The following is an 18,650-nucleotide window of genomic DNA, read 5'->3' as shown; positions in this document are numbered from 1 at the left end:
TTAAAGAGCGACGCAACAGTGTGTTGCTGCGGGAGTGGAATTCTACTCAACCGCCTTCTCGAGTCAAGCCTTATTTTCAAGGGCTTTTCGAGGTTACCGACGAGGTTGTTTGCGTTGCCGCTTGCCCTGTCGATGGAGGCGCATTATAGGGATCCAGCTCACATTGGCAAGGCTTTACCGCAATAAAATTGCAAAAAACAGCACTTTTTTAGTTATTCATATCAATACACAACCTTTGTACAGACTTATCCACAACCAAGGGTGGAGTGAGGACGTTTTACACCGGATAAATGCCTTACAAGGGTACTGGCTTGGCACTCATCCACCATTGCCGCACTGTCGCGTCTAACGCGCAGCGCCCTCGACATCTTCTATATAAGAAAGCGTATGAGGCATATATAGAAGCGCTTATCCCAATCCAGCCTCTTTGACCCAGCACGCTATCATCTCGCTGGCAGGAAGATCCCGGCAGCCAGAGACATTCTGCCCAGCCCAGAGCGGAGAGAAGCCACTGTCCCCCGCCTTTTCGGCGGCAACGCGCAGCGGTGCCAGTGCGCCACTGGCATAGGGGAAGTGAGGGGCAAGATCCGAGAGTGGGCCCAACTCCCTCATCAGACGGTTGACGATACCCCGCGCCGGACGACCGCTAAACAGATTGGTCAGCGCAGTCTGCTGGCCTTGGGGCGAGTGGAGGACAGCGCGATGCAGCGCCGAGGTGGTCGCTTCATGGCAGCAAAGAAAGGCGGTCCCCATCTGTACGGCATTCGCTCCCATTGCCAGCGCATTGGCGATCCCCTTGCCATCGACGATACCACCAGCGGCAATCACCGGCAGATTGGTCGCTGCCAGGATCTGCGCCAGCAGGGTCAAGGTGCTCTGCTGTAAGACGAGATCATCAGAGAGAAAATGACCGCGATGACCGCCCGCCTCCAAGCCCTGGGCGATGATGGCATCGGCACCGTGGTGATCGAGCCATACAGCCTCCGCCACCGTAGTGGCGCTGGCAAATACCTTGGCCCCCGCCGCTTTCACTCGGGCCAGCAGCTCGGGCGCGGGCAAGCCGAAGTGGAAGCTGACCACCGCCGGTCTGAACTCGGCCACCATGGCGGCATGCACCTCATTGAAAGGGGCACGGCTTGGCGCCGTCGTAACAGCCGAAGGCTCCAGACCAAACTCTGCGTAGTAGGGTGCAAGGCGCTGCTGCCAGCGGGCCAGTGCGACGGGATCCGACTCCCGTTGCCGATGGCAGAAGAAGTTGATGTTAAATGGCCCAAGACCACTTTGCGCAAGACGCTCCAGTTCGCCGCGCAGCTCCGCAGGCGAGAGCATGGCGGCAGGCAAGGAGCCCAAACCGCCCACACCGGTTACAGCCAGCGCCAGTTCGCTGCCCTGCACACCGGCCATCGGCGCCTGAATAATGGGATAACGCATCCCCAGTTCGCTAAAGAGACTCATCCATTCACCCCACTTGTCGCATCGGCGGCCAGATGTGCACGGGCCAGTGCGAGGGCGCCGTCGATGGCACTACGCGCCTGGGGGCTATTCTGCCAGCAAGTCGAGCCCAGCATGCTGGCCACCAGCTGGACGATGTGGCTGGTGTCGGCCTCGGCCAATCCGGGCAAGGTATGGTAGCCAAGCTGTTCAAGCCGCCCGATAACGGTCGGCCCCACCCCTTTCACCGCGAGCAGCATTGCCCGCTCTGTCGGGACAAACCGGTTGTTGTCATCCATCTATCAGACTCCTTTCCAATAACAGTGGTTGCACATCAGGCCCGCAAAGGGCCCGATGAAGATGAAGAGGGTGAAAACTTAACGCACGCTGCGCAGCAGGAAATCCGGCTGACCGCAGGAGCGGCGCTCGCGCTTTTGCATCTCGGCGGAGCAGGTGACGGCATCTATTCCCTCCTTATTAACGCAGATATAGATCTCCCGCAGGAAGCGGCCACCATCGGCGCAAGCCACCGTGATGTTGTCGGGAGCCAGCCACTCATTGACGTTCGCCAGATCGGCCTTGAGTTGGAAGCTGGTTTTGCGCAGCGGCTCCTCCGGGGATTGGTAGGCCGCCGGGATCTTCACCTTATTACGCAGATCGCTGGATAACTGATGATATGCCTGCTGGCTCAGCCCGGAGCAGGTACCATGTTTTTGCCACTCATGACGATAGAGAAAACGGCTGGGATAGAGGTCGGCAAACTTGCTCTCCATATCGGGCTCGAACCGTTCGCGGGTACAGTTGCTGGGGTAACTGCGATCGTACTGGGGCCAGAGCCCGTGCAGCACGAACCCCAGCTTGCGGGAACACTGGTCCCGATCCGCCGGTTTGACGGCGCAATGCTCGGGCGACCAGGAGAGCGCCATGGCATAATAGTCAAACGCCCCTGCTACCCCTTTGGCCTGCACGGCCGAGGAGAGCAACAAACCACCCGCCAACAGGGCAATCATCTTCTTCATCTTTACATATCTACCTAACGCGACTCGGGATGACGGCCATGCTCCCATATTCCGACAGGCGGAAATAGCGATCTCACCAGGACTTGCGACAGGGGTCAGACCACTTAAGGGTTTCCTCGGGTAATAACGAGGCGTAAGCTGGCCCCCTGGCGCTGTGTACGCCCCCGTATCATTTCAAGTAACCACAGGATGTAACATGATCCGCAAAAATCCCTCAGGCCATCTGCCTGTCATCGACGAATCCGCCTATATCGACAAGACTGCCATCATCTGTGGCAAGGTGATCATCAAAGAGAATGTCTTTGTCGGCCCTTACGCCGTGATCCGCGCAGATGAAGTGGATGAAAGTGGCGATATGGAGCCCATCATCATCGGCGCCAACTCCAACATTCAGGATGGCGTAGTGATCCACTCCAAATCAGGCGCAGCCGTTACCATCGGCGAATTCAGCTCCATCGCGCACCGCTCTATCGTGCATGGTCCCTGTGAAGTGGGCAACCGGGTCTTTATCGGCTTCAATACCGTTCTTTTCAACTGCCATATCGGCGATGGAGCCGTGGTGCGTCACAACTCGGTAATCGACGGCTGCGACGTTCCGTCCGAGTTTTATATCCCCTCCACCACCCGTATCAGCCAGCAGAGCGATCTGGCCGACATCCCCAGAGTGTCGGTGGATGCAGCCGAGTTCTCCGAGGATGTGGCCCACACCAATATCGATCTGGTCAAAGGGTACAAGGCGCTCTCCAACGAGTTTTGATCCCTTTCTTTATTACCAGACAACAAAACGGGCGCCGAGGCGCCCGTTTTTCATCTGACTCTATATTAAGGCTAGATTGCCCTGACGCAAGTGGCGGCATGGGCCTCATCCGCCAGATCCCACAGCGGATCACCAGTGCTCAGGTCGAGCAGCGGCAGCTCACCATCGTCATTGGTAGTCCCATCGCTGCTCCAGTAGCGGTTGTAGAGCGGCCACCCCTGCTGCTGAAGCAACTGCTCCGTCGCGCCATCCTTGTTGTAGGCAGCAAACAGCGCCTCCAGCTCGGCCCGGGTCGGCAGACGCCAGTCATCGTGGCCGCGAGCCACCAACTGCTGGCAGTAATCCCGCGCCCGCGCCTGCCCCATGGTCACATACTCCAGCGGGAAGGGATTGTAGTCACCATCGCTGTCACTGCTCACACCGTCATAGGAGATGGACAGACGCTCCGCCTCGTCCTTGGTCAACTGGCAGACAAAGGCAAGCTTGCCCGCCACCAGCTCGGGTTGACGACAGCCCCGGGCAAAATCGGGCTGGGCATCCACCACCTGCACCGTCACGGTCAACGTGTGACGAGCCGTGGTCGCCACCAGTCGTGCCGTACCGACCGCCACACCGCGTAACTCGCCCTGCGGACTCACGGTAGCGAACTCCGGCTGTTCGCTGCGCCACTCTACAGGCCCATCGAGCGGGCCGAGAGAGCCATCGCTCAGTTGCCACTGCAGTTGCAGAGGAAGCGTCCGCCCCATTTCCAGCTGAGGCTGGGCAGGCAGCACCGCCAAGCCGGTGATCACGGCTCCCACCGGAGTAGGGTCATCCACCTCACTCACCCCCAGCTCAGCAACCGTGGCCGGGGTGCGGCGCGGCTCGGCCGAAGCACTGCGCAAAAACTCGCCAATGGCATCGAGCTCGTCATTGCTGAGGCCAAGAGCATGCAGGTGAGCGGAGGCTTTGGGGAAGAAGGGATCATATTGATCCGCACCGGTCGGGAAGCCGACCCCGCTGCTCCACTTGGTCACGCCAAAGTTGTACATGGCCACCACCCCCTGCACCGAGCCGCCGATACGTTGGGCCAGGATCGGGAAGATGCCGTTGTGCATATAGGGGCCGGTAAAGGCGACGTCCCGCAAGCTGGGGGTCTTGAAGCGACCGATGTCTGCCTTGTTGCGGGTCTGCAGGAAGCGCCCGCGATCTTCCAGCTTGCCACGACCGTAATAGGTGAGCCCCACACTCTCGAACCCGTGCTGACTCAGCAGCGGGCCGGAGTGGCAGTTCATGCAGCGGCCATCGGTGCGGTAGAGGTGCATCCCCCACAGCGCCTTGTCACTGAGTGCCTGACTATCCCCTTTGACGAAGCGCTCAAAATCGCTGTCGCGGCTGATGATGGTGCGCTCGAAGGTGGCGATAGCCTTGGCGATCCGCTCCAGCGTGATCCCCTGATCGCCAAAGGCGGTGGCAAAAGCAGCCTGATAGTCGGGGCTGGCCTGCAAGCGGGCCAGCAGTTCGTCATGACTCAGCGCCATTTCGATGGGGTTCTGGATCGGGTGAAGCGACTGCTCCTCCAGCGTGGCGACCCGCCCATCCCAGAACTGGGTAGAGCTGAAGGCGCTGTTGAGGATGGAAGGAGCATTGCGATTGCCCTTCTGGCCCAGATGACCGACCGAGACACTCAGGCCGTCGCTCCACCCCTTTTGCGGATCGTGGCAACTGGCACAGCTGATATCTCGCCCCTTGGAGAGCTGTTTGTCGAAAAAGAGCTGCTGACCCAGCACCACCTTGGCCCGGCTATAGGGGTTGTCGGCCGGGAAGGGAACCGCCGGCAGCGGCCCCAGCTCCTGCCATTCCACCCCTTCATCCACCCGGGCGGCAGGCCATTGGGCTGGCGCGCCGCTGTATTGAGCGCGCAGGGCCGCCATGTCTGGCTTGCTGCTGTCGCGCACCACGGAGGGGCGCACCGGATAGGGAGCCAACGCATACCAAAGCAGACTCCCCTCTCCCTCATCCAGCCAGATTCGGGTCGCAAGTTGATAGAGACGGGGTTGACCCGCACCATCCTGCAGCCAGAGCTGGGCGGGCAGGCCAACAGCAAAGGTATTGGGATAGCGCCATGCCGACTTGTCACTGCTCAGCAATCTCTCGAACTCGGTGAGGGTCGGCAGGCGCCAGTCGCTGCGGCCGCAAGCGGTCAGCCCCGCGGCCAGTTGTGGCTGGCTGGCGATCTTCAACCCACTGGTGTCACTGCCATAAAGCCAGTACTGGCTGCCCTTGACCCCGCTGACCGTGCGCACATCGTGCAGGCACTGCCAGGGGCCACGCACCACCAGCAGCCCCTGCTCATCAAGGCGCAGCAGATCCGCCGTCTCCGGCTCGTCCGGCTGGCTGGGATTGGCGGGATAGAGCTGGGTGCGGGCGGACTGGATCTGGGCACTGTTGCTGCGCTGATACCAGCTGCGCGCCTGCTTGTCATCGCGCAGGGCCAGCAGCATCTGCCAGCTGTCGGCATAGTCGAGCACGGCACCCGGCTGGCGCTGGGCCAGCAGGAAGGCAGCGTAATCCTGAAGAGCCACCTGTTGTTGCAGGCGGATCTCCTCTGCTCTACCCCACTCGACCTGACTGAGGGAACCATCTCCGCTCTGATCCGCCAGCAGGAAGAGCGCCGTCTCCTCCTCGTTCAAGCCCAACCGCGGCACGCTGTTGCGGCGCGCCAGAGTGATCCCGGCCGAGATATCCGCCACCCGCACCGATACCGCACGCAGCAGATAGCCCTCGTCACTACCGAGCAGCTCCAGTGGCTGATCCAGTTGCAGACCTGCTGGCAAGGTGATGCTTACAGGTTGGCCCGGTTCGATGGCCCGTTGCACGCGGATCCCGGTGGCGACCTGTCTCACCTCGAGCTGTGCTCCCGCCCCTAGCCGATCGGCCACATTCACCTCTATGGTCAGGGGAACCCGGGTATGAGTTTCCGGCGGTACTATTGGCGGCGTGATGGGCGGTTCGGTCGGCTTGACGACCGGTGGGGTCACATCGGGTGAGGGGGTCACCGACGTATTGCTGTGATTGTCATTGCATGCTGTCAGAGCCAGCAGGCTGAGCAGTAAAAGGCTGGTTTTCATTCGGTATGGTTGAGTGATCAGACAAGTGCACGATTATCCAGTCAAACAACAATCATTATCAATCTCATTTAATTGATGTGTCTTTTGACAACAAGCACTTGTTACACAATGAGAGAGGGCAGCCATCCGGCTACCCTCTAGTGCGGCACCATAGTCGGTTCGGCAAGTCAGCTTTTGGCTCAACTCACCCAAGCAGGACACAACATCAGGCCCCTATGATGCCACCATCCTCTCGCGTGATACGCAGCACGGCGGAGCGGGGGATGGTGGTGCCGCCGTCCGGGAAATGGGATGGAGCCCCCTCCTCCCCCGGGTGCTGCACCCCGACGAACATGGTGCGCCAGTCCAGCGTGAAGGTGAGGCCCGTGATCTCGCAGGCCACCGGGCCGGTCAGGAAGCGGCGCACCTCGCCGCTGGCGGGATCGGCGCACAGCATCTGGTTGTTGCCCATGCCGGCAAACTGCTTCTCGTTGGAGTAGTCGCCATCGGTCTGGATCCAGAGCCGCCCGGCCCCGTCGAAACCGATGCCGTCCGGGCTGTTGAACATATTGTCCGGGTGGATGTTGGCACTCCCTCCCATCAACCCCTCTTTGTGGATGGCGGGGTTGCCCGCCAGCAGGAAAAGATCCCACTCGAAGCTGTCACTGCCGTGATCGTCCTCGGCCGGACGCCAGCGGATGATCTGTCCATAGGGATTCTCGGCCCTGGGGTTGGCACCATCCAGAGGCTGGTTCTCCTTGAGGCCGCGGTTTTTGTTGTTGGTGAGAGTGCAATAGACCTCGGCACGATCCGGGTGCACGGCCACCCATTCGGGCCTGTCCATGGTGGTGGCACCAAGCCGGGTCGCTGCTTCCCGGGCGAAGATGAGCACCTCCCCCTGGTCGGCGAAGCCGTTCTCCCGAGTCAGGCCGTGCTGGCCGTGCACCAGGGGCAACCAGGTGCCGGTCCCCTTGAGCTCCCCCTCCCTGGCCTCGAAGCGAGCCACATAGAGGGTGCCCTCGTCCAGCAGATCCCGGTTGGCTGGGTCATTACCCGGCGCTACCTTGTTCTTCGAGACGAAGCGATAGATGTGTTCGCCCCGCTCGTCGTCGCCAAGATAGACCACGGCACGGCCATCCTTGTTGATGGTCAATGCCGCATTTTCATGCTTGAAACGGCCAAGGGCGGTGCGCTTCTTCGGGGTGGAGGCGGGATCCTGCGGATCGATTTCCACCACCCAGCCGAAGCGGTGCGGCTCGTTGGGGTGTCTGGCAAGATCGAAGCGCTCGTCAAAACGATGCCAGCCAAAGCCCGCATCCTCGGCGGCCAGGCCGTAGCGGGCGGCCCGCCCATCCAGCACCGGCTTGCCCGCACTACCGAAGTAGCTGTTGAAGTTCTCCTCGCAGGTGAGGTAGGTGCCCCAGGGGGTCTGGCCGTTGGCGCAGTTGTTGAAGGTGCCGAGGGCGGTGCGCCCCTCGGGGTCGGCCTGGGTCTTGAGCAGAGGATGGCCTGCCGCCGGACCGCTCAATGTCATGGGGGTGGTGGCGGTGATGCGACGATTGAGGGCCCCCTTGGGATTAGCCTGCCACTTGCCATCGATGCGCGCCAGCTCCACCAGCGAGACCCCGTGGGCAGCCTGGGCCTTGGCAACGGCGCCGGCATCAAGCTGCTTGCCACCATCCGCAAACAGATATTCGTAGTTGGTGTATTCGTTGTTGACGGCGAGCAGGGCGCGATCCGGGCCCAGGGGGAAGAAACTCATGCCGTCGTTGTTGTCGCCAAACTGGCGTGCCTGGGCCCGGGCGTCGTTGCTCTGGGCAAAGGCGGGAGCATCGGGGAACAAGGCATCTCCCCAGGCGATCAGCACCTCGGCCTTGTAACCGGGCGGCACCACTATGGTATCGGCCACCGAGGCTGGCACCGCTTCAAAACCGAGCAGAGGCTGGGTCGCGGCGGCCACGGCGCGCGCCACCGGGCTCGCGGCGAAGAAGGCTACCATGCTGGCAGCCCCCATTCCCTTCAAGAACCCCCGACGGCTCAGACCTGATTCGATCAGGCGATTGAACTGCGGCTCCTGCTCGCGGGGATGGTTGGCACGGTCTTTTTCATCGAAACGGCTCATCGGCTCTTCCTTGTTATCGCTGCTGACATCAGGGCTCACGGATTTGATCCGGCCACAGGATGGCGACCGTTTATGAAACAATGATGACAATCGCGCCCACATTGATGGTACTAGCCCCCGCGCAAGAGCCGCTGCGACAGACAACCGACGGCGTGTGTAATGCAAAGGGGAGGCATTGCGCCTCCCCCGTTGTTGATCCTTGATCAGCACTTCTTCAGATTGATATGCCAGTTGGCGCCGGACTGCACCTGATGCTTGGCGGCGAAGCTCTCCATGTTCAGCGCCACCGACACCTGCAACAGGCTGTTGAGGTAAACCAGCGGCTGCCCCTCTGGCACATCACCGAAGCTGCTGACGTAAGGGGCCTTGCCCTCATATTTGACCACATCCCCTTCGCGGATCTTGATGCAAGCTGTATCCCCCTTGTTGATCCCCGCCTTGGTCAGCAGGGCATCGCTGATATTGGTCCAGACGTTGCCGTACTGCACATCAAGGATAGGGATGGTGCCCTTGAGGGTGCCATCTTGCTCGGCGACCGCCGGTTGATAGGGGATCTTTACCACCTCGGCGGGCAATTTCGGGCCGACCTGCTCGAAACTGATGGCGCCGGAGGCGAGCCGTGCGCCAGTGTAGGCATACACATCGCGGCCGTGGAAGGTATAGGATTTCTCGGAGCCCTTGAGGCGGTTGGTCTTCTCGTCGATCTGGCGCACCGCCTCGATGCCGAAGTGCTCGGCCAGCAGGGTCAAGGTGCCGTTATCCGGGCTGACGATGTAGTGGCCGCTCTTGGTCTTGAGCACCACTGACTTGCGCTCGGTGCCGACACCGGGATCCACCACACTGACGAAGACTGTGCCCTCGGGCCAATACTGCAGGGTCTGGTAGAGGCGGTAGGAGGCTTCCCAGATGTTGTAGGCCGGGATTTCGTGGGTCAGGTCATAGAGCGGCAGGGTGCGATCCACCCCGAAGGCAACCCCCTTCATGGCCGACACGGCGCCATCTTTGAGGCCGAAATCGGTCTGGATCACCAGCGCTTCGTTGGCGTTGGCAATACAGCCGGTCAACATAAGGGCGAGCGCGATGGCGCGGGGAGCGGTACGAATATCCATATCTGAACTCCTGGAACGGTGTAAATAAGTGGTCAACCCTACAAATTAGCCATCTAGACTGCCACGAATGATGTTTTTTGCAATGTATTTAACCCATTGTGGCCACTGACATAACAAGCCCTGCATTGTCTCGGTATGGTTACGGTACCCTGTACTTGTTCCTCACCATCTTCTGCCGTTCCCCCTGCATCTGTTACCATCGCGGCCACGATCACTCACTGCATCGTGGCCGCAGGCCGCGATAACCCCGACTGGTGCCTTCTATGTCCATTGCCTCCTTTGCCGAACTGGCCCTCTCCCCCCGTCTGCAGCAGACCCTGACCGAGCTGGGCTATGCCGCGCCGACCCCTGTGCAGGCCAGCGCTATCCCCGTCATTCTGGCGGGGCGGGATCTGATGGCGGGCGCCCAGACCGGCACCGGCAAGACCGCCGCCTTTGTGCTGCCGCTGCTGGAGCAGCTGATGCAACAGCCACAAGCAGAGCCCCGCCCGATCCGGGCACTGGTGCTGGTGCCAACCCGCGAGCTGGCGGTGCAGGTCGCCGAGAGTGTGGCGCGCTACGGTCAGGGCACCGGTCTCACCAGCACGCAAGTCTACGGCGGGGTGAGCATCGCGGCGCAGGTGGAGGCACTTCAAGCCGGGATGGATCTGCTGATCGCCACCCCGGGCCGGCTGCTCGACCATCTGCGTCAGGGGGCATTGAGCCTTGAACACCTCCGCCATCTGGTGTTTGACGAGGCGGATCGCATGCTAGACATGGGCTTTATGGACGAGATCAAGGCGCTGCTGAAACAGATCCCGGCGGGCCGCCAAACCCTGCTCTTCTCCGCCACCTGCGACGACAACCTGTTTGCCCTCTGCAAGGTGCTGCTACGCGACCCCGAGTTGATTGAAGTGGCACCGCGCAACACCACGGCGGCCGAGGTGGAACAGCGGGTCTACACGGTGGACAGCGATCGCAAGCTGGCGCTGGTCGAACACATGCTGAAGGTGAAAGGGTGGGCACCGGCGCTTATCTTCAGCCGTACCCGCCAAGGGGCTGACAAGCTGGCCCAGCAGCTTGGCAAGGCGGGCATCAATGCGCTGGCCTTCCACGGCGACCTGTCGCAGTGCGCGCGGGAGAAGGTGCTGCTGGCGTTTCGCGCCGGCACTCTGCAGGCGCTGGTTGCCACCGACGTGGCGGCCCGCGGCCTCGACATCACGGATCTCAACTATGTGATTAACCTCGAATTCCCCTTTGTAGCCGAGGATTACGTCCACCGTATCGGTCGCACCGGACGCGCCGGCAACAAGGGGCTAGCCATCACATTGTTCAGCCCGGAAGATGCACCGCTACTGGAGAAGGTGGAAGCGGTGCTCGACACTCGCCTGCCCCAGCAATGGTTCCCGGGCTTTGAGCCGGATCTGACCCGCTTCGAGCCCGAGCCGCGCCGCAACAGCAAGGCGGCCCAGAAGCAGCGAGCCAGAAAGCAGGCGCTCGCTGGCAACAAGCGTGGCAAGCGCTAAGCCGCGCCTGCGCAGCCAATAAAAAAACGCCCGACCGGGCGTTTTTACATATGAATCAGATTATTCATAGAGAAAGGATTTATCGAGCAGCTGGAAAGCAGCCTTGAGGGTATCGGCCAGCTCTTCATAGCGCGGTTGTGACACCAGCTGACGGCGACCACCCTGCTCGTTCATCTTGCCGTTGATCTCCCGATACCAGCTCGCCAGCGAAGGGGGCAAACGGGTGTCGGCACGCTGACCGAGCCAGTAGTAACCTTGCAGCGGCAAACTGAGTAGAAACAGTACGGAAGTAATGACAGAGGGCCAGTAGTGCAGCTCGCCAAACTGAAACTGCAGCATCAGGCTGAGTACCGCCAGCGCAGGGATCACCTTGAGAGCGAACTCGGTCGCCTTGATCACCCGATTTTCAGGAAACATCGAATTGAGCTCGGGACGGCGCGGCCAAAGCATCATATAATGGCGGCCTTGCTGTAACTTAGTTCCAAAAATGTTCATGCTCATACTACCTCCGAGCGCTTTTTGAACGTACTAACGGCAAAACCTCGACAAAATTTGATGCAAAGTAACAAAGGTTGAGGATGACTTTGTTATTTTTCAACAATCGGGTTATCCTTTGTACGCCCATTTTTGCGTCAAAAGCTTCTTGCTATTGACCTGTCAGGGACGTCTGGATTTCGGGTCTTGTATCACTATACAAGGGGCAAGCAACAGATTGCCAACCCTCATAAGGATAAGTTGAAAGTTTTTGGCCGCACCGCGTCCAACGCATCCGCCTACACAACCCAATCTGCGATAGGATTTATTCATGAGTAAGCTGGTTCTTGTTCTTAACTGTGGCAGCTCTTCCCTGAAGTTTGCCGTCATTGACGCAACCACCGGTGATGACCTGCTGTCCGGCCTGGCCGAGTGCTTCAACCTCGACGACGCCCGCATCAAGTGGAAACTGAATGGCGAGAAAGGCAGTGCCGATCTGGGCGCGGGTGCCGCTCACCAGGAAGCGCTGGACTTCATCGTCAACAAGATCCTGCCGCTCAATCCGGAACTGTCCAAGAACCTGATCGCCATCGGTCACCGCGTTGTTCACGGTGGCGAGCGCTTCACCTCTTCCGTGGTCATCTGCGAAGACGTGATTGCCGGCATCGAAGCCGCCGTTCCGTACGCGCCGCTGCACAACCCGGCTCACCTGATCGGTATCCGTGAAGCTCGCCGCGTATTCCCGGCGCTGGCTGACAAGAACGTGGCCGTATTCGATACCGCGTTCCACCAGTCCATGCCGGAAGAAGCCTTCCTGTACGCCCTGCCGTACAAGCTCTACAAAGAGAACGGCATCCGTCGCTATGGCGCTCACGGCACCAGCCACTACTACATCAGCCTGGAAGCTGCCAAGCAGCTGAACAAGCCGGTTGAAGAGCTCAACATCATCAACTGCCACCTGGGCAACGGCGGTTCCGTCTGCGCCATCAAGAACGGCAAATCTGTTGATACCTCCATGGGTCTGACCCCGCTGGAAGGCCTGGTGATGGGCACCCGCTCCGGCGATCTGGACCCGGCTATCATCTTCTTCCTGCACGACAAGCTGGGCATGAGCGTGGCCGATATCAACACCATGCTGACCAAAGAGTCCGGCCTGCAGGGGCTGACTGAAGTCACCTCCGACTGCCGTTTCGTTGAAGACAACTACGACAGCAAAGAAGAAGCCAAGCGTGCTATGGACGTTTACTGCTATCGCCTGGCCAAGTACATCGGCGCCTACGCTGCCGCCATGGACGGTCGTCTGGACGCCGTTGTTTTCACCGGTGGTATCGGTGAAAACTCCGCCCCGATCCGTGAAATCACCCTGAACAAACTGGGTCTGCTGGGCTTTGACGTTGATCACGACGCCAACCTGAAGGCTCGTTTCGGCAAGGGTGGCGAGATCACCAAGGCTGGCTCCACCAAAGCTCTGGTTATCCCGACCAATGAAGAGTGGGTTATCGCCCACGACGCGCTGGAACTGGTCGGCGCTTAATTGACGCAGTAACTCGAGGCCGCCCACAGGGCGGCCTTTTCCTGATCCCAAAAAATGAACAAGGGGTATAAAGTGGCACGCACTATTATGCTTATCCCGGTCGGCACTGGTGTCGGCGTAACGTCCGTGAGTCTTGGCGTTGTTCGCGCCATGGAGCGTCACGGTGTCAATGTCAGCTTCTTCAAACCGGTTGCCCAGCCGCGTCCAGGTGAAACCGGCGCCGAGCGCTCAACCGCCGTTATCCGCGCTGCTGCCAACATTAATCCGCCCGAGCCGTTCACCCTCTCCTACGCCGAGAACATGATCAGCTCCAGCAACACCGATATCCTGCTGGAAGAGATCGTTGCCCGCTTCGAAGAGCACGTGAAATCCAGTGGTGCCGAAGTGCTGGTTGTCGAAGGTATGGTGCCGACCGACAAGCAGCCCTTTGCCAACAAGCTGAACTATGACGTCGCCAAAGCGCTGGATGCCGACATGGTATTCGTGACCCACCCGGGCCATGACTCCAGCCAGAAGCTGAAAGAGCGCATTGAGCTGGCCTGCTCCAACTTCGGTGGTGTCAACAACCCCCGTATCGTTGGTTGCGTGATCAACAAGGTTGGCGCGCCGGTTGACGAGCATGGCGTAACCCGCCCTGACCTGACCGAGATGTTCGAAGCCCATCACCACGGCTCAGACTCCGCCCACAATCTGGAAGTGCTGCAAGTGTTCGGCAAGAGCCCGCTGCGCATCCTGGGCTGCATCCCCTGGAACACCCAGCTGATCGCCCCGCGTGCCAAGGATCTCGCCAAGCATCTGGCCGCCAAGATCCTGCACAAGGGTGAGCTGGACAGCCGTCGTCTGCAGACCGTGACCTTCTGTGCCCGCTCCATCCACAACATGGTTGAGCACTTCCGTCCGGGCAGCCTGCTGGTCACCTCCGGCGACCGCTCCGATGTCATCGTCTCCGCCTGCCTCTCCGCCATGAACGGCGTCAAGCTGGGCGCCCTGCTGCTGACCGGTAACTACCATCCGGAGCCGCAGGTCATGGCGCTGTGCCAACAGGCCATGGCCACCGGCCTGCCGATCATGATGACCGGTACCAACACCTGGCAGACCGCCGTCAGCCTGCAGAACTTCAACGTCGATATTCCGGAAGATGACCGCGAGCGTATCGAGCTGGTGCAGGACTATGTAGCTGGCCACATCGACAAGCACTGGATCGAGTCGCTGACCGTCAGCTCTACCCGTTCCCGTCGCCTGAGCCCGCCGGCATTCCGTTATCAGCTGACCGAGCTGGCCCGTCAGGCCAACAAGCGTGTCGTGCTGCCGGAAGGCGACGAGCCGCGCACCATCAAGGCTGCCGCCATCTGTGCCGAGCGTGGCATCGCCCGTCCGGTGCTGCTGGGTAACCCGGACGAAATCCGTCGCGTTGCCGAGCAGCAGGGTGTAGTTCTGACCGATCGTGTCGAAATCATCGATCCGGCCGTTGTGCGCGAGCGCTATGTGCCGCGTCTGGTCGAGCTGCGCAAGAACAAGGGCATGACCGAAGTGGTTGCCCGCGAGCAGCTGGAAGACAACGTGGTACTGGGTACCATGATGCTGGAGCGCAACGAAGTAGACGGTCTGGTATCCGGCGCGGTGCACACCACTGCCAACACCATCCGTCCGCCGATGCAGATCATCAAGACCGCGCCGGGCTCTTCCCTGATCTCCTCCATCTTCTTCATGCTGCTGCCTGACCAGGTACTGGTCTACGGTGACTGCGCGATCAACCCGGATCCCACTGCCGAGCAGCTGGCCGAGATCGCCATCCAGTCCGCCGACTCTGCCGCCGCGTTCGGCATCGAGCCGCGCGTTGCCATGATCTCCTACTCTACCGGCACCTCTGGCGCCGGTGCCGATGTAGAGAAAGTGCGTGAAGCGACCGAGCTGGCCAAAGCCAAGCGCCCCGACCTCATCATCGACGGCCCGCTGCAGTACGACGCGGCCATCATGGAGAACGTGGCCAAGTCCAAGGCACCGAACTCACCGGTTGCCGGTAAAGCTACCGTGTTCGTGTTCCCGGATCTGAACACAGGTAACACCACTTACAAAGCGGTCCAGCGTTCCGCTGACCTGGTCTCCATCGGCCCGATGCTGCAAGGCATGCGCAAGCCGGTCAACGACCTCTCCCGTGGCGCCCTGGTTGACGACATCGTCTACACCATCGCCCTGACCGGTATCCAGGCAGCTCAGGCTGACGAACAAGCTTAATCAGCGCCTGTCTGAAAAAACCGATCACAAAGGCTGCTCACCCCAGGTGAGCAGCCTTTTTTATTGGTTCTCTTTTGAAGACCAGTGAAAGCTGCCATCTGTGCCATTTTTCCGCAGAATAATGTCATCAGCCCCTCCCGTAACAAGGGGGCGATAGCATGTCGGGGCAAGCGAACTTTCCATCGCAAAGCTTTATGTAAAACACATTAAATATCAGAGCATTAATTACAAGTTGGCATTCGTAATGGGGCGCTTATAGCAGACCTGTCCTTCTTGCCCTGACAATTTGACCTGTCAAAAAATGCAGTAAGAAAGACCCGTTCGATACGCTATTTCTCAATGTGCCACTCGGCACAATCCACATCACGGAGGAATGGAAATGCTGATAAAGAAACTCTCAGCCATCATGTTGCTGACCTGCTTACCCCTGTTCAGCCAACCCCTGTTGGCCGCAGATAAAGTCGCACCCAAACAAACCACCACAACAGAGGCCGCCAAGGACGACGGCAAACTGAATCTCAATACGGCCACCCTTGCCGAACTCACCAACCTGAAAGGAATTGGCGACAAGAAGGCACAAGCCATCGTCGACTATCGGGAAAAACAGGGAAAGTTCACTTCGATCGATCAGCTGGCGGATGTTAATGGCATTGGTCCGGCCACGCTGGAAGCCAACAGGGACATGATAATAGTCAAATAAAGTCGAATGGATCAGTTGCAAATGGGGCAGCTTGTGGCTGCCCCATTTTTCTTGGGGTATGATTGCCGCACTTTAATCCCGCTGGATAGTTTTCCATGAAAAAGACTCCTCTTGTTGTTCGCAAGGCCGTGCTCCCGGTAGCCGGTCTGGGTACCCGTATGCTGCCAGCCACCAAGGCCATCCCGAAAGAGATGCTACCGGTGGTCGACAAACCGCTGATCCAGTATGTGGTGCGCGAAGCCATCGCAGCCGGGATCAAGGAGATCATTCTGGTCACCCACTCAAGTAAGAACTCGATCGAAAACCACTTCGACAAGAGCTTCGAACTGGAAGCGACCCTCGAGAAACGGGTCAAACGTCAGTTGCTGGAAGAGGTGCAACAGATCTGCCCGAAAGATGTCACCATCATGCACGTCCGTCAGGGTGAGGCCAAAGGGCTTGGCCACGCAGTACTATGCGCCCACCCACTGATCGGGGACAACCCCTTCGCAGTGCTGCTGCCAGATGTGCTGATCGACGAAGTGGCCAGCGATCCGAAAAAGGACAACCTGGCCGAGATGGTGCACATGTTCGAAGAGAACCAGATCAGCCAGATCATGGTGGAAGCGGTGCCCGAGAGCGAAGTGGACAAGTACGGCATAGCCGACATCAAGGGCGAGGCCCTGAGCGAGGGGATGTCCCTGCCGATGCAGGCCATTGTCGAGAAGCCGCCCCGTGATGAAGCCCCCTCCAATCTGGCGGTGGTGGGTCGTTACGTCCTCTCCTCCAATATCTGGCCGCTGCTGGAGAAGACCCCGGCCGGAGCCGGTGATGAGATCCAGCTGACCGATGCCATCGCTATGCTGATGGAGCGGGAGCAGGTCAACGCCTACTTCATGAAGGGCAAGAGCCACGATTGCGGCAGCAAGCTGGGCTATATGAAAGCCAATGTGCAATATGCTGTACGCCATCATGAGCTGAACGGTGAATTCATTGGCTGGCTGAAGCAGTTCGTCAAACAGTTGTAATCACTAATAAATCTGTTTTTTATAGACGTATTCAAGGAGCATAAAATGATGCTCCTTTTTCATTTTTGCAACAAAAAATCAATCACCGATAAATAAATCCTCAGCAAATCATAATGTTGTAATTTATTAACGCATGCTCTATAAGGATTAAGGCGTGTTTCTCGCCCTTGCATAAAAAACTCAAAAAAATATAAGACACAGGTGGAAGTTCCAATGAATAACCCGTCAAAAGGGACCTTTTTAGGTCACCCTAAAGGGCTTTTTTTGCTCTTTAGTACCGAACTGTGGGAGAGATTCTCCTATTACGGCATGCGTGCCGTGCTGGTGCTCTATCTGACCGACCTGACAGCCAACGGCGGTCTGGGCTGGAGTCAGGCAGACGCCCTCAAGCTTTACGGTATCTATACCGGTCTGGTTTATATCACTCCGCTGATCGGCGGTTGGCTGGCTGACACCTTCTTGGGTCAACGTCGCGCCATCCTGATCGGTGCCGTGCTGATGGCCGCAGGCCAATTCACTCTGGCGCTGCCCCATACCATGTTCCCGGATATGGTCATCACCATGTTCTACGCCGGCCTCGCACTGCTGATCGTGGGTAACGGCCTGTTCAAACCGAACATCTCCACCATGGTGGGTGATCTCTATAAAGAGGGCGATCACCGCCGTGATGGTGCCTTCACCATCTTCTACATGGGCATCAACCTGGGTTCCCTGCTGGCCGGCGTAATCTGTGGTGCTGCCGCTACTGCCTACGGCTGGCAAGCAGCCTTCGTTAGCGCCGGTATCGGCATGCTGCTCTCTCTGGTGATCCAGGCCACCATGGCCCAACGTTTCCTGGGTGATATCGGTCGCGTCACCGCCGCCCAGCGTGCTGCCGCCCTGCGTACGCAGGAGCAGAAAGCACCGTTGACCAAGCAGGAAGTGGATCGCATCAAGGTCATTCTGGTACTGGGTCTGTTCACCATCATCTTCTGGGCCGGTTTCGAGCAGGCCGGTGGTCTGATGAATATCTACACTCAGGAGTATACCGACCGGATGATCGGCAGCTTCGAAGTGCCGACCGCCTGGTTCCAGTCCCTCAACCCCTTTTTCATTATCACCCTGGCCCCGATCGTCGCCGCTATCTGGATCAAACTCGGCAAGAAAGAGCCGAACTCCCCGGTAAAATTTGCCATGGGCCTGCTGTTCCTGGCTGTTGGCTTCCTGTTCATGGTCGGCGCAGTGCTGCAGCAAGGTGGTGACCAGACCGTCAAGACCTCCATGTTCTGGCTGGTAGGTGCTTACCTGTTCCACACCCTGGGCGAGCTCTGCCTCTCCCCGATCGGTCTCTCCATGGTGACCAAGCTGGCCCCGCTGCGTCTGGCCTCCTTGATGATGGGTGCCTGGATGGGCTTTATCGCCATCGCCAACTATGCTGCCGGCTTTATCGGCTCTATCGTTGGGGAAGCAGGCCCGATCGCCATCTTTGGCGGTATCGCCCTGGCGGCGGTACTGAGTGCCCTGATCCTGCTGGCCATGGCCAACCGCCTGGTTTACTGGATGCACGGTGCCGAAGGTCCGGCCAAAGAGCCACAAGTTCAAGAGCAGAAACTGCAGTCCGCCACCGCCTAAACGGTCAGGATTGTAAAAACAAACAGGGCGCCTATCGGCGCCTTGTTTGTTTTGGCC

Annotated in this window: 14 protein-coding genes; 7 read left to right on the top strand and 7 right to left on the bottom strand. The window is 59.3% G+C overall.

All coding sequences use genetic code 11. The features are described 5' to 3' along the window. Positions 1–408: 408 nt before the first annotated feature. From BN1117_RS10955 to BN1117_RS10945, 3 genes are all read right to left on the bottom strand, one after another. On the bottom strand, positions 409–1,455 hold the full coding sequence (locus BN1117_RS10955) for an NAD(P)H-dependent flavin oxidoreductase (protein ID WP_040097326.1): 1,047 nt from the start codon (positions 1,453–1,455) through the stop codon (positions 409–411). Next, positions 1,452–1,730, bottom strand: coding sequence for a Pathogenicity locus (locus tag BN1117_RS10950; protein ID WP_040097324.1), 279 nt, complete (start codon positions 1,728–1,730; stop codon positions 1,452–1,454). The genes BN1117_RS10955 and BN1117_RS10950 overlap by 4 nt, the downstream gene beginning before the upstream one ends. Positions 1,731–1,808: 78 nt before the next feature. Then, the gene (locus BN1117_RS10945) at positions 1,809–2,450 is read right to left on the bottom strand and encodes a ribonuclease T2 family protein (protein ID WP_040097322.1); all 642 of its coding nucleotides are present in this window, start codon (positions 2,448–2,450) and stop codon (positions 1,809–1,811) included. 196 nt (positions 2,451–2,646) lie between these two features. On the opposite strand from BN1117_RS10945, the gene BN1117_RS10940 reads away from it, so the two are divergent. Beyond that, a complete protein-coding gene (locus BN1117_RS10940) occupies positions 2,647–3,207 on the top strand; it encodes a gamma carbonic anhydrase family protein (protein WP_040097320.1) in 561 nt (186 codons plus the stop codon). 71 nt (positions 3,208–3,278) lie between these two features. Here the strand turns inward: BN1117_RS10940 and BN1117_RS10935 are convergent, their stop codons facing one another. The 3 genes from BN1117_RS10935 to BN1117_RS10925 form a co-directional block, all read right to left on the bottom strand. Beyond that, the gene (locus tag BN1117_RS10935; RefSeq protein WP_040097319.1) at positions 3,279–6,317 is read right to left on the bottom strand and encodes a cytochrome c peroxidase; all 3,039 of its coding nucleotides are present in this window, start codon (positions 6,315–6,317) and stop codon (positions 3,279–3,281) included. Positions 6,318–6,522: 205 nt separating this feature from the next. Then, positions 6,523–8,457, bottom strand: a complete 1,935-nt coding sequence (locus BN1117_RS10930) for a PhoX family protein (RefSeq protein ID WP_244463538.1) — start codon at positions 8,455–8,457, stop codon at positions 6,523–6,525. Between the two features lie 164 nt (positions 8,458–8,621). Next, positions 8,622–9,527 (bottom strand): SAM hydrolase/SAM-dependent halogenase family protein, encoded by a 906-nt coding sequence (locus BN1117_RS10925; protein ID WP_040097315.1) that lies wholly within the window; start codon positions 9,525–9,527, stop codon positions 8,622–8,624. 263 nt (positions 9,528–9,790) lie between these two features. On the opposite strand from BN1117_RS10925, the gene BN1117_RS10920 reads away from it, so the two are divergent. Then, on the top strand, positions 9,791–11,032 hold the full coding sequence (locus tag BN1117_RS10920; RefSeq protein WP_040097314.1) for a DEAD/DEAH box helicase: 1,242 nt from the start codon (positions 9,791–9,793) through the stop codon (positions 11,030–11,032). A gap of 60 nt (positions 11,033–11,092) precedes the next feature. Here the strand turns inward: BN1117_RS10920 and yfbV are convergent, their stop codons facing one another. Beyond that, positions 11,093–11,533: a terminus macrodomain insulation protein YfbV gene (yfbV, locus tag BN1117_RS10915; RefSeq protein WP_040097312.1), complete on the bottom strand. Its 441-nt coding sequence runs from the start codon at positions 11,531–11,533 to the stop codon at positions 11,093–11,095. 304 nt (positions 11,534–11,837) lie between these two features. On the opposite strand from yfbV, the gene BN1117_RS10910 reads away from it, so the two are divergent. From BN1117_RS10910 to BN1117_RS10890, 5 genes are all read left to right on the top strand, one after another. Then, positions 11,838–13,040 (top strand): acetate kinase, encoded by a 1,203-nt coding sequence (locus tag BN1117_RS10910; protein WP_040097310.1) that lies wholly within the window; start codon positions 11,838–11,840, stop codon positions 13,038–13,040. 54 nt (positions 13,041–13,094) lie between these two features. Next, positions 13,095–15,275 carry a phosphate acetyltransferase gene (gene pta / locus BN1117_RS10905; RefSeq protein ID WP_040097309.1) on the top strand — a complete coding sequence of 727 codons (2,181 nt, stop codon included), beginning with the start codon at positions 13,095–13,097 and terminating at the stop codon, positions 15,273–15,275. Positions 15,276–15,654: 379 nt separating this feature from the next. Further along, positions 15,655–15,975, top strand: a complete 321-nt coding sequence (locus BN1117_RS10900) for a ComEA family DNA-binding protein (RefSeq protein ID WP_040097307.1) — start codon at positions 15,655–15,657, stop codon at positions 15,973–15,975. A gap of 95 nt (positions 15,976–16,070) precedes the next feature. After that, positions 16,071–16,982 carry a UTP--glucose-1-phosphate uridylyltransferase GalU gene (galU, locus tag BN1117_RS10895; RefSeq protein WP_040097306.1) on the top strand — a complete coding sequence of 304 codons (912 nt, stop codon included), beginning with the start codon at positions 16,071–16,073 and terminating at the stop codon, positions 16,980–16,982. Between the two features lie 213 nt (positions 16,983–17,195). Beyond that, positions 17,196–18,593: a peptide MFS transporter gene (locus BN1117_RS10890; RefSeq protein ID WP_040097304.1), complete on the top strand. Its 1,398-nt coding sequence runs from the start codon at positions 17,196–17,198 to the stop codon at positions 18,591–18,593. The last annotated feature ends 57 nt before the right edge of the window (positions 18,594–18,650 follow it).

The organism is Aeromonas australiensis (genome assembly GCF_000819725.1).
GTDB classification, from domain to species: domain Bacteria; phylum Pseudomonadota; class Gammaproteobacteria; order Enterobacterales; family Aeromonadaceae; genus Aeromonas; species Aeromonas australiensis.
This window is presented reverse-complemented; position numbering and strand designations above follow the sequence as displayed.